Here is a 25,204-nt window from a genome sequence, read left to right on the forward strand (position 1 = left end):
CGGGGCGCCGGGGGCGTATATCCTTGCACAATCCTGCACCACACCAACAAACCGCATTATTTGGAAACACCATGCCCAACATCCTCCTGGTGGAAGACGACGCCGCACTCTCCGAGCTGATTGCCAGCTACCTGGAACGCAATGACTACCAAGTCAGCGTGCTCAGCCGCGGCGACCACGTCCGCGAACGCGCCCGCCTGAATCCGCCGGACCTGGTGATCCTCGACCTGATGCTGCCCGGCCTCGACGGCCTGCAGGTGTGCCGCCTGTTGCGCGCCGATTCGGCGGGCTTGCCGATCCTGATGCTCACCGCCCGCGACGACAGCCACGACCAGGTGCTGGGCCTGGAAATGGGCGCCGACGATTACGTGACCAAACCCTGCGAGCCGCGTGTGCTGCTCGCCCGTGTCCGTACATTGCTGCGGCGCAGCAGTTTGTCCGAGCCCCAGGCGGCCAACGACCAGATCATCATGGGCAACCTGTGCATCGACCTGTCGGAACGCACCGTGACCTGGCGCGAGCAGTCGGTGGAGCTGTCCAGCGGTGAATACAACCTGTTGGTGGTGCTGGCGCGGCACGCCGGCGAAGTGCTCAGCCGCGACCAGATCCTGCAGCGCTTGCGCGGTATCGAGTTCAACGGCACCGACCGTTCGGTGGATGTAGCCATCTCCAAGCTGCGCCGCAAGTTCGATGACAACGCCGGTGAGGCGCGCAAGATCAAGACGGTGTGGGGCAAGGGCTACCTGTTCAGCCGTTCCGAGTGGGAATGCTGAGCCATGTTTCGTGTACTGCTGCGCCTCTACCTGATCACCATCGTCACCTACAGCCTGGCGATCTACTTGATCCCCTCGCTGGTGATCCAGCTGTTTGAACACCGCTACATGAACTACAACATCGAGCAGACCCGCGGCCAGCAGAAGCTGATCGTCAAGCAATACCTGCGGGCGCCGGTGGAACGCTGGTCACAGGTGACCGAGCAATTGGGCCACGACTTCGCGCCGCTCAAAGTGCAGTTGCTGCTGCGCCAGGACGCCAGCTATAGCCCCGCGCAGGAAAAACTGCTGGAGCAAGGCAAATCGGTGGTGCGCCTTGGGGAATGGGGCTGGATGGAGGAAATCAGCTCGCCGATCAATGAGCAATTCGTGGTCAAGCTGACGATCCCGCCGGATCCGATGGACATGAACGTGCTGTACTGGGCCATCAACGTGCTGATCGTCGCCGCGCTGCTGGCGTGCCTGCTGGTGTGGCTGCGTCCGCACTGGCGCGACCTCGAGCGCTTGAAAAGCACCGCCGGGCAATTGGGCCAGGGCAACCTGGCCGAGCGCACGCGTATCCCGGCCAGCTCCAGCATCGGCAGTCTGGCCTCGGTATTCGACACCATGGCCGACGACATCGAGCACCTGCTCAACCAGCAGCGCGACCTACTCAACGCCGTCTCCCATGAACTGCGCACACCGCTCACACGCCTGGATTTCGGCCTGGCCCTGGCGCTTTCCGAAGACTTGCCCGAGGCCAGCCGCGAACGCCTGCAAAGCCTGGTGGCGCATATCCGCGAGCTGGATGAACTGGTGCTGGAGCTGCTTTCCTACAGCCGCCTGCAAAACCCGGCGCAACTGCCGGAGCGGGTCGAGGTGGTGCTCGATGAGTTTATCGACAGTGTGCTTGGCAGCGTCGATGACGAACTGGAAAACCCCGAGATCGTCATCGACGTGGCGCTCGATTGCGCCGTGGAGCGGTTCAGTCTAGATCCGCGCCTCACCGCCCGTGCCTTGCAGAACCTGCTGCGCAATGCCACGCGTTACTGCGACAAACGCATCCAGGTGGGCGTCAAGGTGTGCCCCAAGGGCTGTGAAATCTGGGTCGACGATGACGGTATCGGCATCCCGCTCGACCAGCGTGAACGCATCTTCGAGCCGTTCTACCGCCTGGACCGCAGCCGTGACCGCGCCACCGGCGGTTTCGGCCTGGGCCTGGCCATCAGCCGGCGCGCCTTGGAGGCCCAGGGCGGCACCTTGACCGCATTGGCGTCGCCATTGGGCGGCGCGCGGTTCCGGGTGTGGTTGCCCAGCGTCGCCTGATCACAGCACTTTGACGGCGCGGCCGATCGCCTGGATCGGCCCGGTGGGCTTGCCGGTCGGCGAGCCGCGCGGGTCTTCCAGGGTCAGTTCGAACAGCTGGTTCTGCGTCAGCGGCGGCAACTTGTCCAACGGCACCGACAGCGTCTGGCCGGGTTTGACCAACCCCAGCGACACCGGCCCTTGCCAACCATCGCCCTTGGTCCAGAACTGCAGGGCCTTGTCCGCCGGTACGTCCATCACGCCCAATGGGATCAACTGAATCTGCTGGTTATTGCTGGCCTGAATCACCCAGCCCGGCGCCTGGTTCTGCGGGGCCACCAGCACCACCACAAAGCTGGGTTCCAGGTTGGGCGGACGGGTCAGCAGCAGCGCGGCCAGCACCAGCGTAGCCACCAGCCCGGCACCGGCCAGGCCACGCCATACGGCGAGCAGGTCCCACCAGGGTGTGCGGGCGCCGGCGGTGCTGCGTTCGATGCGTGGCCACAACTCAGAGGAGGGGGGCACGGGCTCCGCCAAGGCGGTCAACGGCAACAGGCGTTGCTCCCAGGCGTCCACTGCGGCGCGTAACTCGGCGTCGTGGCTCAGGCGCTGTTCCACTTCCGCGCGTTGTTCGCCAGGCAGGGTGCCCAGCACGTATTCGCTGGCCAGTTCGTCCAGTGGGTTGCTCATGTCATGCACTCCCGCAGCGCGGCGAGGCTACGTTTGATCCAGGCCTTGACGGTCCCCAGCGGGGTGTCGAGTTTCTGGGCGATTTCGCTGTGGGAATAACCGTCGACATAGGCATGCAGGATGCACGTGCGACGGGTCGGGTCGAGCTGCTCCAGGCAGGTGTGGACTTGCCCCGTGCGTGCGCTGAACTCAAAGGTGTCGGTCGCAGCGACTGGCTCATGTTCGTCGCCCAACGGGACTTCGCGATAAGGGTTACGCACGACGTTGAGCGCCAGGTGCCGGGTCACGCTGAACACCCAGCCACGGGCCGACCCGCGACTGGGGTCAAAGCTGCCGGCGCCGCGCCAGATCTTGATGAACGCGTCATGCACGATATCTTCGGCCAGGGACTTGTCCCTGACGATACGCAGCGCCACGCCAAGCAGATGGCTGCTTTCCTGCTGATAGAGCGCGCGCAAGGCGCGTTGATCGCCACGGGCGCAGGCCAGCAGACAGGCTTCGTAATCAAACACGCGGTGCTCCCCCCAACCAACGTCATTGGGGGCAGCGTAGCCGTATTTGTTCAGTTGGCTGCCCAGAAGATGTAATCAGCCTTGTACTTGACCATTTCCTGCTTGCCCTTGTTGGCCGCCGTGCACGCGCTGTTCGGTGCTACGCCCCCCTCTAAAGCAACCCGCTGGATGTAACTCACACCGCTCATCGTGCCCTTGCCTTCGGCCGGGTTGGCCTTGACCAGTTGGTAGGGAAGGTTGCCCGCACCGGACGGCGCCACGGCCAGCTGGGTGCCGGTGACTGTCGAACCGTCCTTGGCCTGCCAGGTGGCGGGCGGGCCGAAATAGGTGCCGACTTGCTTGCCGCTGCGGTCATTCAGCACGGCCTTGGGGCCGACGAAGGTCCATTCGGTCTGGCCGGCGGCGTTGGCTTTGTCGCGGCACTCGTAAGTGATTTCGCCGACGCCGGTGGTCTCCAGCGCCACCTTGTGGCCGTCCGGCACTTTGATGCTGTCGGGCAAGCCGGTCTGGGCAAAGGCTGCGGGTGCGGCGGCGAGCAGGGCGGTGAGGCAGAACAGTGCTTTAGCGTTCATGGGTACTTCTCCATTTCAGTAAAACAGCGGGGTGACTGAAAGGACTACCCATGGCACGCACGATTGGATGCAGCGATTAGAAAATAAACGCGGGAGGGCGCACACTGTGCCCCCGCTTTACCCGAGGAGAGATTGGCAATGACTGGTGTTCACACGTCTGCTCAACAAGGTTTCTCTACCCAGGCCGTGACCTACGCCCAAGGTCGGCCGGATTATCCAAGGCAACTCACGGGCTGGCTGGCCGAGACCTTGCGCATCGACGCACAGTCGAGCGTGGTTGACCTGGGTGCCGGCACCGGCAAGTTCACCCGTTTGCTCAGCACCCTGGCGCCGACGTTGACCGCCGTCGAGCCCGTGGCGGCGATGGGGGCGCAGTTGCGCAAACTGCTGCCGGATGTGCGCCTGGTCAATGGCACCGCCGAATCCATCCCATTGCCTTCCGCCAGCGCTGACGCGGTGGTATGCGCCCAGGCATTCCACTGGTTTTCCACCGAGGCTGCCCTGGCGGAAATCCATCGCGTGCTCAAGCCAGGCGGCCGCCTTGGCCTGGTGTGGAACGTGCGCGATGAGTCGGTGGATTGGGTCGCAGCCATCACTGACATCATCACGCCCTACGAGGGCGACACCCCGCGTTTTCATACCGGGCTCTGGCGCGAGGCCTTCAACGGCATGTACTTTTCCGCCCCCGACGTGACCTGTTTTCCCTACAACCATGTCGGCAGCCCTCAGGAGGTGATCATGGATCGCTTCCTCTCCGTGAGCTTTATCGCCGCGCTGGCTGATGGGCCCAAGGCGAGTGTCACCGCGCAATTGCAAGCGCTGATCGACACCCACCCGGCGTTGAAGGGGCGTGACACGGTTGCCTTTCCGTATCAAACCCAAGCCTACGTCTGCCATCGCCTGAGCTAAAAGGCATAAAGTCAGATCATATTGATATAAGTCGTTATAAGAAAAATCGCTATCCTGCGGCCAGAAATTTATAAGGCCGCAGGTAGCGTTAATGGATGTAGGTAATGTTGGTTTCGTGGTGGCTGGCCTGATCGTTGGTTTTATCGTAGGGATGACCGGTGTGGGCGGGGGCTCGTTGATGACCCCGATCCTGCTGTGGTTCGGCATCAACCCGGCCACGGCGGTGGGTACCGACTTGTTGTACGCGGCGATCACCAAGTCCGGTGGGGTGCTGGTGCATGGCAAGAACAAGAACATTGACTGGACAATCACCGGTTGGCTGACCTTGGGCAGCGTGCCTGCGGTGTTGCTGACGCTTTGGTTCCTGGCCAGCCTGCACACTGATCCCAGTGCGATGAACGCGGTGATCAAGCAGGCGCTTGGTGTGGTGTTGCTGCTGACGGCGCTGGCGATTCTGTTCAAGAAAAGCCTATTGGCGTTTGCCCAGCGGCATGCGGGCGATGACTATCACATGAGTCCGCGCAACCTGAATGTGTTGACGGTGGTGACGGGTGCGATCCTGGGGACCATGGTTGCCCTGACCTCCATCGGTGCGGGTGCGCTGGGGACTGTGGCGTTGTTTATTCTGTATCCGTTTCTGGCTACGCGACGGCTGGTCGGGACTGAGATCGCGCATGCTGTGCCGCTGACCCTGGTGGCGGGGTTGGGGCATGCCAGCATGGGGAATATGGATTGGCATTTGTTGGGGTTTTTGTTGATGGGGTCGTTGCCGGGGATCTATATCGGTAGCCATATGACTGGCAAGTTGCCGGATGGGGTGTTGCGGCCGTGTTTGGCGGTCATGCTCATGGCTATCGGCTACAAATTGGCCTTCTGATTGGGGGGGCATATGCGTTATAAAGCCTGTACGGACCGGACACAGGGTTGACGGGGCGCCTAAGATCAAAAGCAAAAGCGCGGCGGCCTTAGAACCGACCGGTGTGGCACCTGTCGATCGCGGTCCAAATGTGGGAGGGGGCTTGCCCCCGATAGCAGTGGGGCAGTCACAGATGCATGAGCTGACACACCGCCATCGGGGGCAAGCCCCCTCCCACAGTTTGATCTCCATACATCAGGTAGACATCGGCCTGCTTTTGATCTTGCAACAGCCAACTCAAGCCCCCGTCCCTGGCCCATTTCCAATCTGCCAAACAAACGGCGGCTCAACCCCATTGATCACCCAATTCCCCACAATCCTTGCCTTGTAGATCACCGGATTATGCGACGACACAGTCCGCGCATTCCGCCAGTGCCGATCCAGCGCTTTCCCCTGGCGCACATCCGAAGCCCCTAATGCATTGAACAATTCACTGGTCGCACGCTGGATCAACTCAGACACCACCACCTGCGCGGTAGCCGACTCAATCTCCGCCGCCACGTTGGCCTCACGCTCCACTGCATCATCCCCACCAAAGCGCGCCACGTACGCGCGTTGCGCCGGCAGCGTCGCTTTCAACGCGCTGGCCTCGGCGGCGTAGACCAGCGCAGCCACTTCGCCCACCACCTGTTGAACCTGTGCGTCCTGGCTGACATGGGGCGCATTGCCATGGCTGTAGATGCGTTTGCGGCTGCGCACCTGATGCGCCACATCGCGCAATGCCGCACGGCCAATGCCAGCCAGACTGGCCAGTAACACGAGTTGGTAAAACGCGGTCTGGTATTTGAATCGGGTGGCAAAGTCGATGACGTTGTCCGCGTCCACCACCGCATCGGTAAAGCGCGACGTGCCGCTGCCGGTGGTGCGCTGGCCAAAGCCGTCCCAGTCATCGCTGTGCACCACGCCCGGCTGGCGGGCGCGGGTGGCGGCGATCACATCGGCGCCGGTGTCGCTGCGTTGGGCGTACACATCGATCCAGTCGGCGAAAATGCTGCCGGTGCTGTAGAACTTTTCACCGTTGAGCTTCCAGCTGTCGCCGTCAGGGCTGACCTGGGTGACCACATCGCCGATGGCTACATTGCCGATCTCGGTCCAGGCGCAGCCGACGATATCGCCGTCCACGAAACGCTTGAACCACAGGTCGCGGCCGGCACTGGGCGGCGCGTTCAGACGGTCTTCGGCAAAGGCAAAATGCCCGCGCAGGGCCTGAGGGACATTGGAGTCGGCTTCGGCCAGCTCGATCAGCAACTCAAATAACTGCGGCAGGGACGCGCCGCCGCCGCCGTACTCCACCGGCACCCGCACCGCGCCAAAGCCGGCCTCTTTGAGCCACTGGATCGGCTCGTGGGGCAGGGTGCGCTGTTGTTCGCGCGCCAAGGCACCGTCGGCGATGCGCTGGAAAATCGGCCGAAAGCGAGCGGCCAGGGTCGGGTAGTCGACACCGGTGGACAGCGGGTTGATGACGTGTTGTTCGGTCATGGGCAAGGCTCCGGGGCAGTGATCAATGCGAAGAGTGATTGCACAGTCCGTGCCGGGTGCCAGGGCCAATGTTTACGCGCCCTTCACGGCCTGTGCTGTTGCCCCAGCAACAGCGATCCAGCAAACCGTCGCAATCCCTGACATTCGCCGGCAAGCCGTGCCTGCCGGGTTTTTTCGCCGCAACCCTCATGGCGCGGGCGTTTCTCGTGGCCTGGCACGCTTGCTGCTCAAGCCCTGGGTACATCCCTATGTACGAGGTACCGCTCGATGAGTCAGCAAGCCGTGAAATTTGCCTATTGGGTGCCCAACGTCAGCGGTGGGCTGGTGGTCAGCAAGATCGAACAACGCACCCATTGGGGCATTGATTACAACCGCAAACTGGCGCAATTGGCCGAGGCGGCCGGCTTCGAATACGGTCTCACCCAGATCCGCTTCACCGCCGGCTACGGTGCCGAAAACCAGCATGAATCCGTGGCGTTCAGCCATGCGCTGCTGGCTGCGACCACCACGCTCAAGGTCATCGCCGCGATCCTGCCTGGCCCGTGGCAACCGGCGCTGGCGGCCAAGCAATTGGCAACCATCGACCAGCTCACCAATGGCCGTATCGCGGTGAATATCGTCAGCGGTTGGTTCAAGGGTGAGTTCCAGGCCATTGGCGAACACTGGCTGGAACACGACGAGCGCTATCGCCGTTCCGAAGAGTTCATCCGCGCCCTCAAAGGCATCTGGACCCAGGACGACTTCACATTCAAGGGCGATTTCTACCGCTTCAACAACTACACCCTCAAGCCCAAGCCGCTGGGCCAGCCGGAAGTGTTCCAGGGCGGCAGCTCGCGGGCGGCGCGGGATATGGCCGCTCGGGTGTCGGACTGGTACTTCACCAACGGCAACACCCCGGAAGGCATCAAGGCCCAGGTCGATGACATTCGCGCCAAGGCGGCGGCGAATAACCATTCGGTCAAAGTCGGCGTCAACGCCTTCGTGATCGCCCGCGACACTGAAGAGGAAGCCCGTGCGGTGCTGGCGGAAATCATCGACAAAGCCGACCCGGAAGCCGTCAACGCGTTTGGCGACGCCGCGAAGCAAGCGGGCAAGGCCTCACCGGAAGGCGAGGGCAACTGGGCCAAGTCCAGCTTTGAAGACCTGGTGCAGTACAACGATGGCTTCAAGACCAACCTGATCGGCACGCCACAGCAGATCGCCGAGCGTATCGTCGCGCTCAAAGCGGTGGGTGTGGACCTGGTGCTGGCGGGTTTCCTGCACTTCCAGGAGGAAGTCGAGTACTTCGGCAAGCGCGTATTGCCGCTGGTGCGCGAGTTGGAAGCCAAGGCCGGGATCAAGCAGGTGGCGTGAGCAAGGTTTTTTCCAGGCGCAGGGCAGGGCTGTGGTCTTCGTAATAGTCGTTGACCACGGCAAAGCGCCGGTAGCCATTGCGTTCATACAGCGCCAGGGCGCCTGGGTTGTCGGTGCGCACTTCAAGGCGCAGGTGCGCACAAGCGTGCGCTGCCGCACAGGCCTCGGCACGCTTGAGCAACTGCTGGCCCAGCCCAACGCCGCGTAAGTGCGCGGCGATAGCGATGGAATACAAGCGCGCGCACGCGCTGCCACGCCGAAACAGCACCAGTGCATAGCCGAGCAGTTGCCCGTCTTCTTCCGCCACCAGCAATTGGCCATGGGCGCGGCTGATCATCCATTGAAAACGACGCGATGAGAGTCGGTCAGTGGTGAAACACTGCTGTTCCAGTGCCATTAATTCAGGCACATCGAAGGGGGATGCAACGCGAAAAGAAAGTGCCATATGACCGCCATAAAAGTTACGTAACGAAACGGGACTTCTCTAAAAGATCGTGCTTAATAGAAAAGGTCGAGTTCTCTAAAGCGGATCAATTATTATGTCGGCGGTACAAAGTCATTGGCGTGAAGTATCGGAGCAAACTGTCGCGGCGACAATAACGAGCCAGGGTTATTTTTCCGCCCCCCTCACAGGCGCCCGTCAAGTAGTGATCATTGTCGAGCGCAAGGAAGACTGGGCCTCCTACTTCCCCAGCGAAGACATCATCACCGCCCAGGAGTACCTGGAACAGACTCGGGAAAACCAGTCAGGCAAGCGTGTGCAGGTGATCAACCTGTGCCGCAGCTACAAATACCTGGGGCACGGTTATTACTGCTCGTTGCTGGCCGAAGCACGCGGGCACAAGGTGATTCCGTCGGTGCGCACCATCAGCGAACTGACGAAAAAGGCGTTGTACGGCCTGGCCTTGGACGACTTGGACAAAACCCTCGATAAAGCCTTGAGTCATCATCTTTACAGCAATACCGAAGGCTTTACCCTGACACTTTATTTTGGACGGACGACTATAGAACCGTTGCAGGATCTGGCCCGGCAATTGTTTGAAGCCTTCCCCTGTCCTATTTTGTTAGTGGGTTTCAAACAGCATAACGGCTGGCATATCGAAGGGATCAAGTCCGGCGTATTACACAAGTTGCGCGATGACCAGGAAGATCAATTCGCTCATGCGCTGGACAACTTCAGCCGCAAGATCTGGCGCCAGCCTCGCTCACGCCGCCTGGCGCGTTACGACCTGGCCATCCTGCACGATCCCCAGGAACAACTACCACCGTCAAATGCCCAGGCGTTGGATAATTTCATTCGCGTAGGCAAGGGCCTGGGTATCGATGTCGACCTGATCGAGCGCAAGGACTATGCGCGCCTGGCCGAATACGACGCCTTGCTGATCCGCGAGACCACCAGCGTCGACAACCACACCTATCGTTTCGCCAAGAAAGCCGAAAGCGAAGGCCTGGTGGTGATGGATGACCCGGCGTCGATCCTGCGCTGTACCAACAAGGTCTATCTCACTGACCTGCTCAACAGTCATCAACTGGGCATGCCCGCCACCGAGATTCTTTACAAAGAGCGACCGCAAGACTTCGAACGGGTCGGCGAGCGCCTCGGGTTCCCGTTGGTCTTGAAGATCCCCGATGGTTGCTTTTCCCGTGGGGTCATCAAGGTGGAAAGCCAGGCAGCCTTGCTCAAGGCCACCGCCGAGTTGTTCGAACATTCGGTGCTGTTGCTGGCCCAGGAATTCTTCTACACCGAGTACGACTGGCGCATCGGCGTACTCAACCGCAAGCCGATCTTTGCCTGCCAATACTTTATGTCCAAGGGCCATTGGCAGATCTACAACCACAAGGCCATCGGCCAGGCCATCAACGGCGAATGCCGCACCCTGGCGGTCCACGAGGCGCCCAAGGCGGTGGTGGAGTTGGCCGTGAAGACCGCCAACCTGATCGGCGATGGCCTCTACGGCGTCGACCTCAAGCAGTCCGGCGACAAGGTGGTGGTGATCGAGGTCAACGACAACCCTAACCTGGACGCCGGCATCGAGGATGCTTACTTGCAGGACGACCTGTATGGCCTGGTGCTGGAGGAATTCGTGCGGCGCCTGGAGTTGAAGCGCCAGGGCCAGGTGTGGTGACTCGGTGATGTTGTTCAACAACCCCGGGATGAAACGGATAGCGGGTACGACGATGTAAATGTGGCGAGGGAGCTTGCTCCCGTTGGCGTGCGTAGCGCGCCTTTCTTTAGGGCCGCTGCGCAGCCCAGCGGGAGCAAGCTCCCTCGCCACAGGTCATTCGCCAGTCTGCACCTGCAGGGTCAGGACTTCAAAACCATCCGCCGTCACCGCCACGGTATGCTCCCACTGCGCCGACAAGCTGTTGTCCTTGGTCACCACCGTCCAGCCATCCTTCAGGCTGCGCACTTTGGCGCTGCCCTGGTTGAGCATCGGCTCGACGGTGAACACCATGCCTTCACGCAGTTCCAGCCCGGTGCCGGGACGACCGAAGTGCAACACCTGCGGTTCTTCATGCATCTGCCGGCCGATGCCGTGGCCGCAATATTCGCGCACCACGCTGTAGCCGTTGGCCTGCGCGTGGCTCTGGATGGCATGGCCGATATCGCCCAGGCGGGCGCCGGGCTTGACCTGGCGGATGCCGGCCCACATGGCTTCGAAGGTCATCTCCACCAGGCGCCGGGCTTTGGGGGCGACGGTGCCGATCATGTACATCTTGCTGGCGTCGGCGATATAGCCACCTTTTTCCAGGGTGATATCGATGTTGATGATGTCGCCGTCCTTGAGAATCTCCTTGGCGCTGGGCATGCCATGGCACACCACCTCGTTGATCGAGGTGTTGATGGAGTAGGGGTAGTCGTATTGGCCGAGGCTGGCGGGACGGGCTTTGAGGTCATGGCGGATGAAGGCTTCGACGGCGCTGTCCAGCTCCAGGGTGGAGCGGCCTGCGGCCACGAAGCCATCGAGCATGGTGAAAACCTGGGCCAGCAGGCGTCCGGATTCACGCATCACGGCCAGTTGTGCGGCGGTCTTGATCATCAATGGCGCCCCCGGATCAGGTCGGGCTTATCCAGCAACAGTTTGTTGATCAGCTCGTTGTAGGGCAGGCTGGGATTGAGTTCGGCGAGCAGGCCGATCTTGATCCAGAATTCGGCCTGGGCGTTGATGGAGCGGTCCATCGCGGCGCTGGCCAGGCGCAGTTGTTCATGCAGCTGGTCGGTGATCTTGACGATGCCCATGGTCTTCACTGTGCGGTAGGGATATACAAAGCGTATACGTTTCGTATATTAAACGTAACCCCCAGCACCACGAAATGGCGCTTGGCCATTGACTTGCCCGCCAGTCGCCGGTTAGTTTCGCCCTATGACTTTTCAAGCCTTCCGCAGCCAGCCAAGCATTATTACCGCCATTCCTCATTTGGCGGGATAGCGCACGGCTGTACCCAAACCCGCCCTAGAGGCGGGTTTTGTTTTTCCGTCTCCAGGGTCTTTGACAAAAAGCCAGGAGACACCCATGAGCACCTGCACCGCGCCCCACACCGCCGACCCGGGACTGCTTGAACATTATGTGAAAAAGATCCTCGCCGCCCCGGTCTATGACCTGGCGGTGCGCACGCCCTTGCAGGCGGCCCCGGCCTTGTCGGCGTTGCTGGGCAACCAGGTGTTGCTCAAGCGTGAAGACCTGCAACCGACGTTTTCCTTCAAGATCCGCGGCGCCTACAACAAGCTGGTGCAGCTCACGCCGGAGCAAAAGGCCCGCGGGGTGGTCACCGCGTCGGCGGGCAACCATGCCCAAGGTGTGGCCCTGGCGGCGCGGGAGCTGGGGATCAAGGCGCGCATTGTGATGCCCAGCAGCACGCCGGAACTCAAGGTGCTGGGCGTGCGTTCGCGCGGTGCGGAAGCGGTGCTGCACGGCGCGAGCTTCCCCTTTGCCCTGGCCCATGCGTTGCAACTGGCCGAGCAATCCGGGGGCACCTTCGTTTCGCCGTTCGATGACCCCGAGGTGATTGCCGGCCAAGGCACCGTGGCCATGGAGATCCTGCGCCAACAACAGGGGCCCCTGGATGCGATCTTCGTACCGGTGGGCGGCGGTGGCCTGATCGCCGGGGTCGCCGCCTACGTCAAATACCTGCGGCCCGAGGTGCGCATCATCGGCGTCGAACCCGAAGGGTCCAGCTGCCTGTTGGCGGCGCTGCGGGCCGGTGAGCGGGTGGTGCTGCCCAGTGTCGACGGGTTTGCCGACGGCACGGCGGTGGCGCAGGTCGGTGCTTATGGGTTTGAGATCTGCCGCGACTGGGTGGATGAAGTCATCACGGTCAGCAATGATCAGTTGTGCAGCGCGATCAAGCTGATCTACGACGATACGCGCTCCATCACCGAGCCGTCCGGAGCGCTGGCGGTAGCTGGCCTGCGTGAATACGTGACCAGTCACAATTTGCGCGGGCAGACCCTGGTGGCGATCAATTCCGGGGCGAACATCAACTTTGATAGTTTGCGACATGTTGCTGAAAGGGTCGCCGCGCAAGGTGCCGTTTAAACAAACATGCAGGGTTAAACGTTTAATCGCAGCGGTTCGGCGACGATTTAGTCGATACGGTTTAACTTATATAAACAAGCACAGTGCTTATGAGGAATGGTTACAACAGGGGCCGATTTTGCCGAGTAGGCTTGGGTGTTGTAAGCGTCTTCCAAGGTCGGTAAGACGTGGCGGGCAAGGGCCCGCGGGATTAATAACAATCTGTTGGCAGTCTCAGGAAAGGAGAGGTTGACCATGCTTTCGGAATTAGAACTTCGCAGCATTATTGAAGGAAGTTTCCTGCCCAAACGGTGCGAATGCACCAAAGCCGAAGATGCGTCGCTGACGATCAAGGTCTACGACGAGCGCGACCGTGACCGGGTGGATTTGGAAGTCAAAGGCATCAACGCGGAAAAACTCGACAGCAGCCGCGCCATTTGCAACCTGATCGCCGGGTTGCGTGAAGACCTCAAGCACACCCATGCACCCGCCCTGCAACGAGCGGGAGGGCGCAGCCTCTACTAGCTGGACGCTTGAGTGTGATGCACCGAAGACCTGTGGGCCTGGATGAACGCCAGGCCCAATACGGTTTCCGTTGCCACCGCCAGCAAGATGCCCGGCCCGGCATTCCCATTGATCCACTCACTGAACCCCAGCACCGCCAGCACCAGGCACCCGGCGATAAACCCGGTGGTGAGGGCACGACGCGTGTCTGAAGGCGGCGCGTGACGTGCGCGGTAGAACATGATGCCGATGCCCAGGAACAGCGCGGCGTTGCGGCGCGACACCAGCCCGGTGCCACTGGAATACTCGACACTCCACACCCACAGCAGCAGGTCGGGACGCAGGCCCCAGATAAGCGCGAGGGCGAAGCACAGCAGCGCGGTGAAGGTGGCGAGGGTGCGGAAACTCAACAGCATGGCGAATCCTTTCAGCCTTAGGACAAGCCCGCAAGACTACTCCTATTTGCGCGGGCTTGGCGTGTTTGCCTCATCGACTCAGTTCTGGAAATCGCAGGCGTCGGACATTTTCCGATAGCTCACGTCTTCCACCTTGCCCGCCTTATCCAAGAACTTGATATCCGCCTTGATGACTTTGCATTCGTCAGTTGGGGTTTCGTTCATGGCCAGGACCTTGTCGATATTCATCGGCATGCCGTACCGGTAAGGCACGGGTTTGGCAGCGGCAGGTTGATCGTCGGCCTGGGCCAGGCCTGACACCGCTGCCAGCGCCAGGCTGGCGCTGAGCATTAAGGTGCGCAGTTTCATGGTGGTTCTCCGCAAGTGGGTACAACTTCACTCTCGACGTGCGGGATTAACCATCGATTAATGTTTAGCTGGCTGACAAAACCTTCATCCAAGCTGTTGGCGATACGGCAGGTCCGGCCCGGTCTTGGTGCAGGTCAACGCCGCGGCGCGGATGGCAAAGCCCAGCATGGCGTCGATCTGCGCACGCGTGAGCTGTTGCAGGCCTTCCACTGAATCCAGTTGCTGCTCGGTCAACCAGGCAATCAACGCGGCCTGGAAGGTATCACCGGCGCCCACCGTGTCGGCCATCACCACCTTGACCGCCGGTGCAGACCAGTGGCCATGCTGGCGGCTGTAGACGCTGGCGCCCTCGCCACCACGGGTCAGGAAAACCAGTTGGCAACGGTGTTGCAGCCAGCCCTGCAGCACGCTTTCCGGCGACTGGTCGGGGTAGAGCAGGTGCAGGTCTTCGTCGCTGACCTTGATCAGGTCGGCATGCTTGACCAGTTCCGCTACGCGGTTGCGCCACAGCTGGATATCGGGCTGCGGGTTGAGCCGCACGTTGGGGTCGAGGCTGATCATGCGCTTGCCGCTTTCGCGCTTGACCAAACTCAGCAGGGTGTCGCCGATCGGTTGCACCACCAGCGAAAACGAGCCGATATGCAGGCCGCGAATGTCAGCCCCCAGCGCGGGCAGGTGGTCGATTTCCAGCAGGCGGTCGGCGCAGCCTTCGCCACGGAAGTTGTACTGCGGTGAACCATTGGCACCCACGGCGACCATCGACAAGGTGGTCGGTGCGGCGAATTCCACCAGGAACTGCTCGCTGACACCTTCGTCCTTGAGCACCTGCAACAAGCGACGGCCAAGGAAGTCGGTGGACACACCGCCGAACAATCCGGCGTCGATGCCCAGGCGACGCAAGCCCACCGCGACGTTGAACGGCGAACCGCCGGCAATCGCCTTGTAATTGACCTTGGAAGCCTGCCCGCTGGCGTCTTCCTCGCTGAAGAAATCAAACAGCGCTTCACCACACACCAGATACATAGTCGTTCGCTCTTAAAGGGTTGCCACGTGCTGTTGATAGCGCTCGTAAGCCTGTTGATAGGCGCTGACGCTGGTCGCCACCGGCAGGGTCCGGCTGGCCGGGTCGACGCTCACGCATTTGTCGCACAGGCTGGCCAGGGATTCGCCGGACTGGCTCCACGCCGCCTGGATCGCCGCGCCCAGGGCAGCGGCTTCGCTTTGTTCGGTGCAGATCACTTCGGTGTTCATGATATCGGCAACCATCTGCCGCCATACCGGGCTTTTCGAGCCACCGCCGATCAAACGGATGCTCTGGCTTTGCAGGCCGGTCTGGCGCAGCAGGTCGAGGCCATAGCGCAGACCGAAGGTGGTGCCTTCGACCACCGCACGGCACAGGTTGGCGCGGGTCAGGCTGGTCATGGTCAGGCCGTGCAGGCTGCCGGTGGCGTGGGGCAGGGCAGGCACGCGTTCGCCGTTGAGGAACGGCAGCATGCTCACGCCGTCGGCGCCGATGGGGGCCTGTTCGACCAGGGTGTTGAACGCGGCCAGGTCGAGGTCGAACAGCTCGCGGATCACCCCGGTGGCGTTGGTCAGGTTCATGGTGCAGATCAGTGGCAGCCAGCCGCCGCTGGACGAGCAGAACGTCGCGACCGACGCCTGCGGGCTGACGTTGGGCTGGTCGGCAAATGCATACACAGTGCCCGATGAACCCAGGCTCATGGTGATCACGCCGGGGGCAATGTTGCCGGTGCCGATGGCGCCCATCATGTTGTCACCGCCGCCACTGGCGACGATAGCGTTGGGGTTGATGCCCAAGCGTTCGGCGATGGCGGGCAGGATGCTGCCGACCGCCTGATCGGCCTCAATCAACGGCGGCAAGGCCTGTTCCAGGCGACCGCTCGGATCGATGTGCTTGAGCAGTGCCACGTCCCACTCACGGCTGCGCACATTGAAATAGCCGGTGCCCGAGGCATCGCCGTATTCCGCCACGGCGCGACCGGTGAGCCAATAGTTGAGGTAATCGTGGGGCAGCAGGATATGCGCGATGCGCGCGAAAATGTCCGGGTGCTGCTCGCGGGTCCAAAGCAGCTTGGACACGGTGTAGCCCGGCGCAATCGCTACGCCGAGGCGTTCCAACGAGCCGCTTTCGCCGCCGAGGTAGGCCAGCAGGCGGTCGTTCTCGGCGGCGGTTTCGGTGTCGCACCACAGTTTGGCCGGGCGCAATACCGCGCCGTGCTCGTCCAGTAGCACCAGGCCGTGCTGTTGGCCGGATACGCCGATGCCAAGGATGTCCTGACCGTCCACACCGGCTTGTTGCAGGGCGCGGTGGGTGGCTTCGGTGAAGGCGTCCAGCCATTCCTGGGTGTGCTGTTCGCGACGGCCATTGGCGCCGCTGATCAGGGTGTGGCTGGCGGCGCCCAGGCCCAGGACTTTGCCGCTGGAGGCGTCGAGGACGATGGCCTTGGTGCCTTGGGTGCCGCAGTCGATGCCGAGGTACAGGTTTTGCTGGGTCATGAGGGTGTGCTCAGCAGTTTATTGTTCGAGTTGGCAATGCATTCCAATGTGGGAGGGGGCAAGCCCCCTCCCACATTGCTAAGCCGGTTTCTTCAGGAGTTGCTGCAGTGTTTTGGTGACGCCGTTATCGCGCAGGCTTGCATAGCACCGCTCGAACGCTGCCACAAACTCAGGCGAATTGGGAATAGCCGTACCGAAAATTTCCTCCACCCCCAACAGCCGCTTGCTGATCAACGCCTCATCACTCACCAGCCCCTGGCAAAACGCGGCACGCGGATCCGGGATCGTGTAGCGCACGCCGTTCTCATCCACACCCTTCAAATACAACGCCCACGCCGCTACCACCAGCGCCGCGCGCTCGGTCTCGCGCCCATCCGCAATCAGGCGATTGATCGTCGGCACGGTGAACTTGGGAAACTTCGACGAACCATCCGAGCACACCCGCTCCAACTGGTCGGCAATCGCCTGGTTGGAGAAGCGGTCCACCAGCGTTTGCTTGTACTCGGTCAAGTCGATACCCGGCACCGGCGCCAGGTTCGGCGTGACGTCCAGGTCCATATACGCCCGCATATACGCCACGAACACCGGATCGTTCATGGTCTCGTGCACGAACCGATAGCCCTTGAGAAAGCCCAGGTAGGTCAGGGCCAGATGGCTGCCATTGAGCAGGCCGATCTTCATCTCTTCATAGGGCGTGACGTCATGGGTGAACTGCACGCCGACTTTTTCCCAGGCCGGGCGACCGTTGACGAATGTGTCTTCCAGCACCCATTGCACAAAGGGTTCGCACACCACCGGCCAGGCATCGTCGATCGCGTGCTCGTCGTGCAGTTGCTGGCGATGGGCGGTGCTGGTCATCGGTGTGATGCGGTCGACCATGGCGTTCGGGAAGCTCACGTTGGCCTTGATCCAGTCATGCAGTTCGGCGTTGTGCAGGGCGGCGAAGGCCAGCAGTGCCTTGCGCGTCACGGCGCCGTTGTGCGGCAGGTTATCGCAGGACATCACGGTGAAGGCCGGGATGCCGTTGGCGCGGCGTTGGGTCAGGGCGGCGCAGATGAAACCGAACACGGTTTTCGGCGCGCTCGGGTGGGCCAGGTCGTGCTGGATCTGCGGCAGGTGGGCCATGAACTCGCCGTTGCTGTCGTCGATGCAGTAGCCGCCTTCGGTGATGGTCAATGACACAATACGGATGGCCGGGCTGGCGAGTTTATCGATCAGCGCCTGGGCGCCGTCTTCGGCCAGCAGCATGTCGCTGATCGAGCCGATCACGCGCACTTCGGTGTCGTCGGTATCGCCCAGTTCATACAGGGTGAACAGGTAGTCCTGGCCGGCCAGGTCGTCGCGGGCCTTGCGGTCTTCAGCGCGCAGGCCGACGCCGCAAATGCTCCAGTCCAGGCCTTCGCCGGTATTCATCAGTGCATCGGTGTAATACGCCTGGTGCGCGCGATGGAAACCGCCGACACCAATATGAGCGATGCCTTGGGTGGTGCTGGCAATGGCGTAGGCCGGCAGTTTTACTTCCGGCGCCAACTGCGTGAGGGTGTGTTTATTCAGCTTCATAACGTCATACTCGCGATATCAGGCGGCGGCGCGCAGTGGGCGGGCCACGGCCACGCCGTCGGTGTCGAACAGATGGCAGTGCGCCGGGTCCAGGTGCAGGTGCAACGTCTCGCCATACTGGCTGGCCATGTCGCCGCGAATCCGCAGGGTCAACGGTTCGCCGGTGGCGGTGATGACGTGGCAGAAGGTGTCGCTGCCCAGGCGTTCACCGACATCGGCGGTGACGGTCAGGGTGTTCTGAGCTACTGAGCCAGAGGCGTCGGCGATTTCCAGGTGCTCCGGGCGAATGCCGAGCGTGACGGCACTGCCCATGCTCAGGGTTGCGCCGCTCAAAGGCAGGCTGATGGTGGTGCCGGCGTCCAGTTGCACTTCGCAACCCTGGCCCTCGACACGGGTGACTTTGCCCTTGAGGAAGCCCATCTTCGGCGTGCCGAGAAAGCCCGCCACAAACAGGTTGGCCGGCTGGTGATACAGCTCCAGCGGCGAGCCGACCTGCTCGATACGGCCACTGTTCAACACCACCACTTTGTCGGCCAGGGTCATGGCTTCGACCTGGTCGTGGGTCACGTAGATCATGGTCGCCTGCAGCTCTTTGTGCAGGCGCGACAGCTCCAGGCGCATCTGCACGCGCAGGGCGGCGTCGAGGTTGGACAGCGGTTCGTCAAACAGGAAGATCTTCGGGTTGCGCACAATCGCGCGGCCGATCGCCACACGCTGGCGCTGGCCGCCGGACAGTTGCTTGGGCTTACGCTCCAGCAGCGGGCCCAGCTCGAGGATGCGCGCCGCTTCGCTGACCTTGCTTTCCACCAGCTTCTTGTCGACGCCGGCCAGGTCCAGGGCAAACGACATGTTCTTGCGCACGCTCATGTGCGGGTAGAGCGCGTAGGTCTGGAACACCATCGCCAGATCACGCTTGGCCGGGGTCACTTCGGTGATGTCGCGGCCATCCAGTTCGATGGTGCCTTCGCTGACTTCCTCCAGGCCCGCGATCAGGCGCAGCAGCGTGGATTTACCGCAGCCCGACGGGCCGACGAACACCACGAATTCCTTGTCGTTCACTTCCAGGTCGATGCCTTTGATGATCGAGAAGCCTTCGAAGCCTTTTTGCAGATTCTTGATTTTCAGGTTGGCCATGATGGGCCTCCACGTACAGAATTTTTATAAGAAACCGTTACTTCACGGCGCCGAAGGACAAACCGCGCACCAGCTGTTTCTGGCTGATCCAGCCAAAGATCAGGATCGGCGCGCAGGCCAGGGTCGAAACGGCGGACAATTTGGCCCAGAACAACCCTTCGGGGCTGGAGTAGGAGGCGATCAACGCGGTCAACGGCGCAGCGGTGGATGAGGTCAAGTTCAGCGACCAGAACGCCTCGTTCCAGCACAGGATCAGCGACAGCAACACGGTGGACGCCAGGCCGCCCTTGGCGATCGGCAGCAGCACGCGGACCATTTCCTGCCACAGCGTGGCGCCATCCAGGCGGGCGGCTTCAAGGATGTCCTTGGGGATGTCCTTGAAGTAGGTGTAAACCATCCAAACCACAATCGGCAGGTTGATCAGGGTGTAGATGATGATCAGCGCAATGCGCGTGTCCAGCAGGCCGAAGCTCTTGGCTAGCAGGTAGATCGGCATCAGCACGCCCACCGGCGGCAGCATCTTGGTGGAGAGCATCCACAGCAGCGTGCCCTTGGTGCGCTGGGTCTCATAGAACGCCATGGAGTAGGCGGCCGGCACCGAGATCAGCAGGCACAGGGCGGTGGCGCTGAAGGAAATCAGCACCGAGTTCCACGCATAGCTGAAGTAGTTGCTGCGTTCGTTGATGTGCAGGTAGTTCTCCAGCGTCGGCGTGAAGATGAACTGCGGCGGCGTAGCGAATGCGTCGATTTCGGTCTTGAAGCTGGTCAGCACCATCCAGAAGATCGGGAAGAAGATCAGGATCGCGATGGCCCAGGCCAACGTGCCGAGCAACAGGCTTTGCAGGCGGCGGGATTGTTGAAGCGTCATGGCGCGGCCCTCAAGGCTTGTCAGTCAGGTTTTTGCCGATCATCCGCACCAGGATGATCGCCGCGATATTGGCGATGACCACGGCAATCAAGCCGCCGGCCGAGGCCATGCCCACGTCGAACTGCACCAGCGCCTGGTTGTAGATCAGGTAGGCGAGGTTGGTCGAGGCGTAACCGGGGCCACCGTTGGTGGTGGTGAAGATTTCGGCGAACACCGAGAGCAGGAAGATCGTCTCGATCATCACCACCACGGCAATCGGGCGGGCCAGGTGGGGCAGGGTCAGGTGCCAGAAGATCGCGATGGCGCCGGCACCGTCCAGGCGCGCGGCTTCCTTTTGTTCCTGGTCGAGGGACTGCATGGCGGTCATCAACAGCAGGATCGCAAAGGGCAGCCATTGCCACGACACAATGATGATGATCGACAGCAGCGGGTAGTGTGCCAGCCAGTCCACGGGCTCTGCGCCGAAGAACTTCCACACGGCGGCGAGAATCCCCGACACCGGGTGGAAAATCAGGTTCTTCCAGATCAGCGCGCCGACGGTGGGCATGATGAAGAACGGCGAGATCAACAACACCCGCACCAGGCCGCGACCGAAGAACTCACTGGCCTCCAGCAGGGCGCTGATCAACACGCCGAACACCACACTGATCAGCAGCACGCTGCCCACCAGCAACAGGGTATTGGTGGCGCCGGGCAGGAAGCCCGAGTCGGTGACGAAGTAGGTGAAGTTCTCCAGCCCCACGAATTGGTTTTCACCGGGGTAGAGCAGGTTGTAGCGAATCAGCGAGAAGTACAGGGTCATGCCCAGGGGCACGATCATCCACAGCAGCAGCAAGGCCACCGAGGGGCTGACGAGGAACCAGCCGGGGTTGGCCAGGCGGTTTTTGGCGGGTGTATTCATGGTATTCACGACCGGTACAGAGCAAGAATCGGAGTGCGGTCAGTGTGGGAGGGGGCTTGCCCCCGATAGCGGTGTGTCAGTCACAAAATCATCAACTGGTAGATTGCTATCGGGGGCAAGCCCCCTCCCACATTTGACTGTGGGTGGGTCTGGGTTATTTGGGGTAACCCGCCCGCTTCATTTCACGCTCGGTGGTGGTCTGCGCGGCGGCCAAGGCTTGGTCCACCGTTTGCTGGCCGGTAAGCGCGCCGGAGAAGAACTTGCCGACCTGGGTACCAATGGCCTGGAATTCAGGAATGGTCACCAACTGGATACCGATATACGGCACCGGCTTGAGCGTCGGCTTGGTCGGGTCCGCGACTTTCAGCGATTCGAGGGTCACCTTGGCAAACGGCGCGGCCTTCATGTACTCGTCGCTGTAGGTCGACTTGCGCGTGCCTGGCGGAACGTTGGCAACGCCGTCGGTCTTGGCGACCAAGGCGCCATATTCCTTGGACGTGGCCCAACTGGTGAACACCTTGGCGGCGTCCTTGGCCTTGGAACTGGTCGGAATTGCCAGGCTCCAGGAGTACAGCCACGAGGTTCCTTTGTCGGTCTTCTCGTGAGGGGCAAAGGTAAAGCCAACATGGTCAGCCACTTTGCTCTGGGTCTTGTCGGTGACGAACGAGCCGGCCACGCTGGCATCGACCCAGATGGCGCACTTGCCGCTGTTGAACAGCGCCAGGTTTTCGTTGAAACCGTTGCTGGAAGCCCCCGGCGGGCCGGATTTCTTCATGTTGTCGACGTAGAAGTTCAGCGCGTCCTTCCATTCAGGGTCGCTGAATTCAGGTTGCCACTTTTCATCGAACCAGCGCGCACCGTAGCCGTTGGCCAGGGTGGTGATCAGCGCCATGTTCTCACCCCAACCGGCTTTGCCGCGCAGGCACAGGCCGTATTGCTCTTTGCTCTTGTCGGTGAGTTTGGACGCGAATTCGCCGATCTGAGTCCAGGTCGGGTGCTCGGGCATGGTCAGCCCGGCGTCCTTGAACAGGTCGGTGCGGTAGTAGGTGATCGAGCTTTCGGCGTAGAACGGCAGGGCGTACAGCGAACCCTTGACTGACAAACCGTCACGCACTGAAGGGAATACATCGTCGAGGTCGTAGGACGCAGGCAGGTCCTTCATCGGCTCCAGCCAACCTTTGGCGCCCCAGAGTGCTGCTTCGTACATGCCGATGGTCAATACATCGAACTGCCCGCCCTGGGTAGCGATGTCGGTGGTCAGGCGCTGGCGCAACACGTTTTCTTCGAGCACCACCCAGTTCAGCTTGATCTCCGGATGCTCAGCCTCGAAGGTTTTCGAGAGCTTTTGCATGCGGATCATGTCGCTGTTGTTGACGGTGGCAATGGTCAGGGTCTGCGCGCCAAAGCTGACGGCGCTGAGGGTCATGCAGGTGGTCATGCAGGTAGAGACAAGCAGTGCTTTTGCTGTGAACTTCATCGCGCACTCCATTTCCGCGCCCAGGGGGCTACAGAAGGACAGTTATTGTTGTTGTGTCTTCCTACAGGTCGTCAGGAAGAGTGTGCGTTGATTACAGCCTTCAAATGGGGTTATGACAAATCCTTGGGCGCACTGGGACTGATACTTTTTTGCACTCGTTCACACAGCAGCTGAAACCATTAAGCCAGGTTCTGCTCGGTCAAGCGCTGCACCGCCAGGCGCCGGTAGTGGGAAGGGGTCATGCCTTTAAGCTGTTGAAAACGCCGGTTGAAGTTGGAGATGTTGTTGAAGCCCGATTCAAAGCACACATCGGTCACGGCTTTATCACCATCGGCCAACAGCTCACACGACTTGCTGATGCGCAGCCGATTGACGAATTCGATAAACGTGCGCCCGGTGGCCTGTTTAAACACCCGTGAGAAATAGGTGGGCTTCATCCCCAGGTATTCCGCAACCTCTTCAAGGGACAGCTCACGCGCGTAGTGGGCAAAGATGTAGTCCACCGCGCGGTTGGTGCGGTCGATACTGTGCTCGTCGGCCAACTGCGGTGTCGTCACCCCTGAAAGCAACTGGTAGTCCTCACACGCACTCAGCACTTCCAGCAGGATAAAGAAGTGCCCCAGGCGCGCCATGCCCTGGGCGTCTTCGATGCGCTGCATCAGGGGCATGGCCTGGGCGATGGTCTTCTTGCAGCGGAACTCGATGCCGTATTGCGCGCGCTCCAGCAACGGCGCCAGGCTCTTGAGTTCGGCGAAGATGTGGCTGCCTTGCTCGAACAGCTCATCGGTGAAGTTCACCAGCATGTCGCGCTTGGGCACCACCTCGTCTTCCTCCACCTGGCTGATCCAGTTGTGGGGTAGGTTGGGGCCGGTGAGGAACAGGCTTTCCGGGTAGAAGTTACCGATATAGTCGCCGATGAACACCTTGCCGGAACTGGCGACGATCAGGTGCAGCTCGTATTCCTTGTGAAAGTGCCAGCGCACCAGCGGGCAGGGGAAACCGTGCTGGCGATAGATGATGGACAGGCCGTTGTGGTCGTCCATCAGCTCGTAGGAAGGGTCGGTGATGCGCGTTGCTCGGGTCATGCTGCCGTCGCTTTATTGTGGTTGCTGCGTAGGATAATGCCCCCTCGCGCGCGACCTCGCCAGGGCCGCTGTTTATACCAAACGGTTTTTCGCCTCGATCCACTGGGACATGTACTGCGTACTTTTATGCGCGTGGTGGCGCAGCATGCTGCCGGTGAAGTTGTCGCGCCGATGGTCTGCGAGGTGGCGACGGCAGTGTTCCAGGCACGCCACCAGCGCCGGTCCGTGAACAGCCTGGTCGTAGCGGCGGACCAGCAGTTGGCGCCCGTCTTCCTGGGCCTGGTTCCAGCGCTCGCGGTCCTGGTAAAGCGCTACGGCAGCGGCGGCGAGGGCCGGCGCGCTGTGTTCGATCACGCCCGGCCATGGCTGTTCATCACCCATGGCCTCGGCGCCGATGGGCGTGGTGATATTCGGTGTGCCGCAGAGCATCGCATCCGCCAGCTTGCCCTTGATGCCGGCGCCGAAACGCAGGGGCGCCAGGCAGATACGCGCGGCAGTCATCACCTGCAAGGCGTCTTCGGCCCAGTTCATCACATGAAAACCCTGCGTCGGGTTGTGTAAGGCCGTGGCCTTGGGCGGGGTGTAGGCGCCATAGATGTGCAACTGCGCCCCCGGCAATTGCTGGCGGATCAGCGGCCACAGGCTGTTTTTCATCCACAGCACCGCGTCCCAGTTGGGCGCGTGGCGGAAGTTGCCGATGCTGAGAAAGTGCGCACGCTCTTCAAACGGCGCGAAGGCTGCGGTCGGCGGTTCCAGCATCAGCGGGCACCAGTGGAGCAGGGCGGCCGGGACCTTGAAGTGCTCGGTGAGCAGGCGGATTTCCACGTCGGAGATCATCAGGCTGATGTCGCAACGGTAAATCGCGGCGATTTCGCGCTTGGCCAGGTCGGATTCGGCCATCAAGTGGAATTCCTCCTGCAGCGCCGGGGAAAACAGCGCGCTGAAGTCGTCGCTGTCGGGGTGGGCCTTCAGGTGATCCTTGAAGCGCTGGTGACGTGCATCGCGCAGGCTTTGCAGGTCGGAGGTTTCCAATACGCGCAGGGCGTCGGGGCAACATTTCTCGACACGCCAACCGAACTGTTCTTCCATCATGAAGCGGTCGAACAGCACGATATCCGGGGCCAGTTCGCGGATAAAATCATCGAAACTGCTGTTATTGAGCGCGATGGCGCATTCGGCGATGCCCAGCGCAGGCAAGTCGGCCTTGTGCTCGCCGAGGGTTGCGGGGCTGCTGAAGGTGATGTCCCAACCTTGCTTAAGAAAACTTTCAAGAATTTGCATCATATGCCCGCCTGCGGCCGAGGAACGCGGTTCCGGCCAGACATAACCAATGACCAGGACTTTGGTGGCAGGCTGATTCATCAATAACAGGTTCCTTGAAGGGCAGGG

Annotated in this window: 25 protein-coding genes and 1 pseudogene; 8 read left to right on the forward strand and 18 right to left on the reverse strand. The window is 61.4% G+C overall.

Going from position 1 to position 25,204, the window contains the following annotated elements; genetic code table 11:
- Positions 1 to 71: 71 nt before the first annotated feature.
- Positions 72 to 773 carry a response regulator transcription factor gene (locus QCBJ_RS07015; protein ID WP_102060394.1) on the forward strand — a complete coding sequence of 234 codons (702 nt, stop codon included), beginning with the start codon at positions 72 to 74 and terminating at the stop codon, positions 771 to 773.
- A 3-nt stretch (positions 774 to 776) separates the two neighbouring features.
- Positions 777 to 2,078 carry an ATP-binding protein gene (locus tag QCBJ_RS07020; protein ID WP_012723911.1) on the forward strand — a complete coding sequence of 434 codons (1,302 nt, stop codon included), beginning with the start codon at positions 777 to 779 and terminating at the stop codon, positions 2,076 to 2,078.
- On the opposite strand, the gene QCBJ_RS07025 is transcribed toward QCBJ_RS07020, so the two are convergent.
- The 3 genes from QCBJ_RS07025 to QCBJ_RS07035 are packed head-to-tail and all read right to left on the reverse strand — an operon-like array spanning position 2,079 to position 3,831.
- On the reverse strand, positions 2,079 to 2,747 hold the full coding sequence (locus QCBJ_RS07025; RefSeq protein ID WP_102060395.1) for an anti-sigma factor domain-containing protein: 669 nt from the start codon (positions 2,745 to 2,747) through the stop codon (positions 2,079 to 2,081). It lies immediately after the preceding gene.
- The gene (locus QCBJ_RS07030; RefSeq protein ID WP_102060396.1) at positions 2,744 to 3,259 is read right to left on the reverse strand and encodes a sigma-70 family RNA polymerase sigma factor; all 516 of its coding nucleotides are present in this window, start codon (positions 3,257 to 3,259) and stop codon (positions 2,744 to 2,746) included. The genes QCBJ_RS07025 and QCBJ_RS07030 overlap by 4 nt, the downstream gene beginning before the upstream one ends.
- Positions 3,260 to 3,309: 50 nt before the next feature.
- Positions 3,310 to 3,831: a DUF3455 domain-containing protein gene (locus QCBJ_RS07035; RefSeq protein WP_102060397.1), complete on the reverse strand. Its 522-nt coding sequence runs from the start codon at positions 3,829 to 3,831 to the stop codon at positions 3,310 to 3,312.
- Positions 3,832 to 3,969: 138 nt separating this feature from the next.
- On the opposite strand from QCBJ_RS07035, the gene QCBJ_RS07040 reads away from it, so the two are divergent.
- Positions 3,970 to 4,740, forward strand: coding sequence for a class I SAM-dependent methyltransferase (locus QCBJ_RS07040; protein WP_012723915.1), 771 nt, complete (start codon positions 3,970 to 3,972; stop codon positions 4,738 to 4,740).
- A 91-nt stretch (positions 4,741 to 4,831) separates the two neighbouring features.
- Positions 4,832 to 5,617, forward strand: coding sequence for a sulfite exporter TauE/SafE family protein (locus QCBJ_RS07045; protein ID WP_012723916.1), 786 nt, complete (start codon positions 4,832 to 4,834; stop codon positions 5,615 to 5,617).
- Between the two features lie 276 nt (positions 5,618 to 5,893).
- Here QCBJ_RS07045 and QCBJ_RS07050 read toward each other — a convergent pair whose 3' ends face one another.
- Positions 5,894 to 7,135, reverse strand: coding sequence for an acyl-CoA dehydrogenase family protein (locus QCBJ_RS07050; protein ID WP_102060398.1), 1,242 nt, complete (start codon positions 7,133 to 7,135; stop codon positions 5,894 to 5,896).
- Between the two features lie 267 nt (positions 7,136 to 7,402).
- Between QCBJ_RS07050 and sfnG the strand changes: the two genes are divergently transcribed.
- Entirely contained in the window at positions 7,403 to 8,488 is a 1,086-nt protein-coding gene (gene sfnG / locus QCBJ_RS07055; RefSeq protein WP_012723918.1) for a dimethylsulfone monooxygenase SfnG, read from the forward strand.
- Here the strand turns inward: sfnG and QCBJ_RS07060 are convergent.
- Positions 8,487 to 8,933: pseudogene (locus QCBJ_RS07060) on the reverse strand (GNAT family N-acetyltransferase); the annotation flags it as partial. The gene sfnG and the pseudogene QCBJ_RS07060 overlap by 2 nt on opposite strands.
- Positions 8,934 to 9,027: 94 nt before the next feature.
- Here QCBJ_RS07060 and QCBJ_RS07065 point away from each other — a divergent pair.
- The gene (locus QCBJ_RS07065; RefSeq protein WP_102060399.1) at positions 9,028 to 10,614 is read left to right on the forward strand and encodes a RimK family protein; all 1,587 of its coding nucleotides are present in this window, start codon (positions 9,028 to 9,030) and stop codon (positions 10,612 to 10,614) included.
- Between the two features lie 153 nt (positions 10,615 to 10,767).
- Here QCBJ_RS07065 and map read toward each other — a convergent pair whose 3' ends face one another.
- Both map and QCBJ_RS07075 read right to left on the reverse strand, forming a co-directional pair.
- Entirely contained in the window at positions 10,768 to 11,529 is a 762-nt protein-coding gene (gene map, locus QCBJ_RS07070; protein ID WP_043205263.1) for a type I methionyl aminopeptidase, read from the reverse strand.
- Positions 11,529 to 11,729 (reverse strand): ParD-like family protein, encoded by a 201-nt coding sequence (locus tag QCBJ_RS07075; RefSeq protein ID WP_010567513.1) that lies wholly within the window; start codon positions 11,727 to 11,729, stop codon positions 11,529 to 11,531. The genes map and QCBJ_RS07075 overlap by 1 nt, the downstream gene beginning before the upstream one ends.
- A 274-nt stretch (positions 11,730 to 12,003) precedes the next feature.
- Between QCBJ_RS07075 and ilvA the strand changes: the two genes are divergently transcribed.
- Together ilvA and QCBJ_RS07085 are read left to right on the forward strand one after the other, a co-directional pair.
- A complete protein-coding gene (ilvA, locus tag QCBJ_RS07080; RefSeq protein ID WP_080943264.1) occupies positions 12,004 to 13,026 on the forward strand; it encodes a threonine ammonia-lyase, biosynthetic in 1,023 nt (340 codons plus the stop codon).
- Positions 13,027 to 13,260: 234 nt separating this feature from the next.
- A complete protein-coding gene (locus tag QCBJ_RS07085) occupies positions 13,261 to 13,530 on the forward strand; it encodes a DUF1652 domain-containing protein (protein WP_043205265.1) in 270 nt (89 codons plus the stop codon).
- On the opposite strand, the gene QCBJ_RS07090 is transcribed toward QCBJ_RS07085, so the two are convergent.
- The 11 genes from QCBJ_RS07090 to QCBJ_RS07140 all read right to left on the reverse strand — a co-directional run bounded on the left by QCBJ_RS07090 (position 13,527) and on the right by QCBJ_RS07140 (position 25,177).
- Complete coding sequence (locus QCBJ_RS07090; RefSeq protein ID WP_102060400.1) at positions 13,527 to 13,925, reverse strand: hypothetical protein; 399 nt, start codon at positions 13,923 to 13,925, stop codon at positions 13,527 to 13,529. The two genes, QCBJ_RS07085 and QCBJ_RS07090, sit on opposite strands and share 4 nt — an antisense overlap.
- Positions 13,926 to 14,003: 78 nt before the next feature.
- The gene (locus tag QCBJ_RS07095; RefSeq protein ID WP_043205266.1) at positions 14,004 to 14,273 is read right to left on the reverse strand and encodes a DUF2790 domain-containing protein; all 270 of its coding nucleotides are present in this window, start codon (positions 14,271 to 14,273) and stop codon (positions 14,004 to 14,006) included.
- Between the two features lie 84 nt (positions 14,274 to 14,357).
- On the reverse strand, positions 14,358 to 15,296 hold the full coding sequence (locus tag QCBJ_RS07100) for a carbohydrate kinase (RefSeq protein WP_012723926.1): 939 nt from the start codon (positions 15,294 to 15,296) through the stop codon (positions 14,358 to 14,360).
- 12 nt (positions 15,297 to 15,308) lie between these two features.
- Complete coding sequence (gene xylB / locus QCBJ_RS07105; RefSeq protein ID WP_102060401.1) at positions 15,309 to 16,790, reverse strand: xylulokinase; 1,482 nt, start codon at positions 16,788 to 16,790, stop codon at positions 15,309 to 15,311.
- Positions 16,791 to 16,868: 78 nt separating this feature from the next.
- A complete protein-coding gene (locus QCBJ_RS07110) occupies positions 16,869 to 18,350 on the reverse strand; it encodes a mannitol dehydrogenase family protein (RefSeq protein WP_102060402.1) in 1,482 nt (493 codons plus the stop codon).
- An 18-nt stretch (positions 18,351 to 18,368) separates the two neighbouring features.
- Complete coding sequence (locus QCBJ_RS07115; protein WP_102060403.1) at positions 18,369 to 19,484, reverse strand: ABC transporter ATP-binding protein; 1,116 nt, start codon at positions 19,482 to 19,484, stop codon at positions 18,369 to 18,371.
- A 37-nt stretch (positions 19,485 to 19,521) separates the two neighbouring features.
- Entirely contained in the window at positions 19,522 to 20,352 is an 831-nt protein-coding gene (locus tag QCBJ_RS07120) for a carbohydrate ABC transporter permease (protein ID WP_012723930.1), read from the reverse strand.
- A gap of 10 nt (positions 20,353 to 20,362) precedes the next feature.
- The gene (locus QCBJ_RS07125) at positions 20,363 to 21,253 is read right to left on the reverse strand and encodes a carbohydrate ABC transporter permease (protein WP_046033800.1); all 891 of its coding nucleotides are present in this window, start codon (positions 21,251 to 21,253) and stop codon (positions 20,363 to 20,365) included.
- A 154-nt stretch (positions 21,254 to 21,407) separates the two neighbouring features.
- On the reverse strand, positions 21,408 to 22,691 hold the full coding sequence (locus QCBJ_RS07130; RefSeq protein ID WP_371916658.1) for a sugar ABC transporter substrate-binding protein: 1,284 nt from the start codon (positions 22,689 to 22,691) through the stop codon (positions 21,408 to 21,410).
- A 218-nt stretch (positions 22,692 to 22,909) separates the two neighbouring features.
- Positions 22,910 to 23,815: an AraC family transcriptional regulator gene (locus QCBJ_RS07135; protein WP_102060405.1), complete on the reverse strand. Its 906-nt coding sequence runs from the start codon at positions 23,813 to 23,815 to the stop codon at positions 22,910 to 22,912.
- A gap of 72 nt (positions 23,816 to 23,887) precedes the next feature.
- Positions 23,888 to 25,177, reverse strand: a complete 1,290-nt coding sequence (locus tag QCBJ_RS07140) for a glycosyltransferase (RefSeq protein ID WP_102060406.1) — start codon at positions 25,175 to 25,177, stop codon at positions 23,888 to 23,890.
- Positions 25,178 to 25,204: the final 27 nt, after the last annotated feature.

This window comes from Pseudomonas sp. QC2 (assembly GCF_002859085.1).
Taxonomy (GTDB): domain Bacteria; phylum Pseudomonadota; class Gammaproteobacteria; order Pseudomonadales; family Pseudomonadaceae; genus Aquipseudomonas; species Aquipseudomonas petroselini.

Excerpts from the sequence above, each read along its gene's own strand:
- QCBJ_RS07020 (WP_012723911.1), top strand. The coding sequence starts at position 777 with ATGTTTCGTGTACTGCTGCGCCTCTACCTGATCACCATCGTCACCTAC.
- QCBJ_RS07085 (WP_043205265.1), top strand. The coding sequence starts at position 13,261 with ATGCTTTCGGAATTAGAACTTCGCAGCATTATTGAAGGAAGTTTCCTG.
- QCBJ_RS07040 (WP_012723915.1), top strand. The coding sequence starts at position 3,970 with ATGACTGGTGTTCACACGTCTGCTCAACAAGGTTTCTCTACCCAGGCC.
- QCBJ_RS07050 (WP_102060398.1), bottom strand. The coding sequence starts at position 7,135 with ATGACCGAACAACACGTCATCAACCCGCTGTCCACCGGTGTCGACTAC.
- QCBJ_RS07065 (WP_102060399.1), top strand. The coding sequence starts at position 9,028 with ATGTCGGCGGTACAAAGTCATTGGCGTGAAGTATCGGAGCAAACTGTC.
- xylB (WP_102060401.1), bottom strand. The coding sequence starts at position 16,790 with ATGACCCAGCAAAACCTGTACCTCGGCATCGACTGCGGCACCCAAGGC.
- QCBJ_RS07120 (WP_012723930.1), bottom strand. The coding sequence starts at position 20,352 with ATGACGCTTCAACAATCCCGCCGCCTGCAAAGCCTGTTGCTCGGCACG.
- QCBJ_RS07045 (WP_012723916.1), top strand. The coding sequence starts at position 4,832 with ATGGATGTAGGTAATGTTGGTTTCGTGGTGGCTGGCCTGATCGTTGGT.
- QCBJ_RS07025 (WP_102060395.1), bottom strand. The coding sequence starts at position 2,747 with ATGAGCAACCCACTGGACGAACTGGCCAGCGAATACGTGCTGGGCACC.
- QCBJ_RS07135 (WP_102060405.1), bottom strand. The coding sequence starts at position 23,815 with ATGACCCGAGCAACGCGCATCACCGACCCTTCCTACGAGCTGATGGAC.
- sfnG (WP_012723918.1), top strand. The coding sequence starts at position 7,403 with ATGAGTCAGCAAGCCGTGAAATTTGCCTATTGGGTGCCCAACGTCAGC.
- map (WP_043205263.1), bottom strand. The coding sequence starts at position 11,529 with ATGATCAAGACCGCCGCACAACTGGCCGTGATGCGTGAATCCGGACGC.
- QCBJ_RS07095 (WP_043205266.1), bottom strand. The coding sequence starts at position 14,273 with ATGAAACTGCGCACCTTAATGCTCAGCGCCAGCCTGGCGCTGGCAGCG.
- QCBJ_RS07125 (WP_046033800.1), bottom strand. The coding sequence starts at position 21,253 with ATGAATACACCCGCCAAAAACCGCCTGGCCAACCCCGGCTGGTTCCTC.
- QCBJ_RS07110 (WP_102060402.1), bottom strand. The coding sequence starts at position 18,350 with ATGAAGCTGAATAAACACACCCTCACGCAGTTGGCGCCGGAAGTAAAA.
- QCBJ_RS07075 (WP_010567513.1), bottom strand. The coding sequence starts at position 11,729 with ATGGGCATCGTCAAGATCACCGACCAGCTGCATGAACAACTGCGCCTG.
- QCBJ_RS07015 (WP_102060394.1), top strand. The coding sequence starts at position 72 with ATGCCCAACATCCTCCTGGTGGAAGACGACGCCGCACTCTCCGAGCTG.
- QCBJ_RS07090 (WP_102060400.1), bottom strand. The coding sequence starts at position 13,925 with ATGCTGTTGAGTTTCCGCACCCTCGCCACCTTCACCGCGCTGCTGTGC.
- QCBJ_RS07130 (WP_371916658.1), bottom strand. The coding sequence starts at position 22,691 with ATGACCACCTGCATGACCCTCAGCGCCGTCAGCTTTGGCGCGCAGACC.
- QCBJ_RS07035 (WP_102060397.1), bottom strand. The coding sequence starts at position 3,831 with ATGAACGCTAAAGCACTGTTCTGCCTCACCGCCCTGCTCGCCGCCGCA.
- QCBJ_RS07100 (WP_012723926.1), bottom strand. The coding sequence starts at position 15,296 with ATGTATCTGGTGTGTGGTGAAGCGCTGTTTGATTTCTTCAGCGAGGAA.
- QCBJ_RS07115 (WP_102060403.1), bottom strand. The coding sequence starts at position 19,484 with ATGGCCAACCTGAAAATCAAGAATCTGCAAAAAGGCTTCGAAGGCTTC.
- QCBJ_RS07140 (WP_102060406.1), bottom strand. The coding sequence starts at position 25,177 with ATGAATCAGCCTGCCACCAAAGTCCTGGTCATTGGTTATGTCTGGCCG.
- ilvA (WP_080943264.1), top strand. The coding sequence starts at position 12,004 with ATGAGCACCTGCACCGCGCCCCACACCGCCGACCCGGGACTGCTTGAA.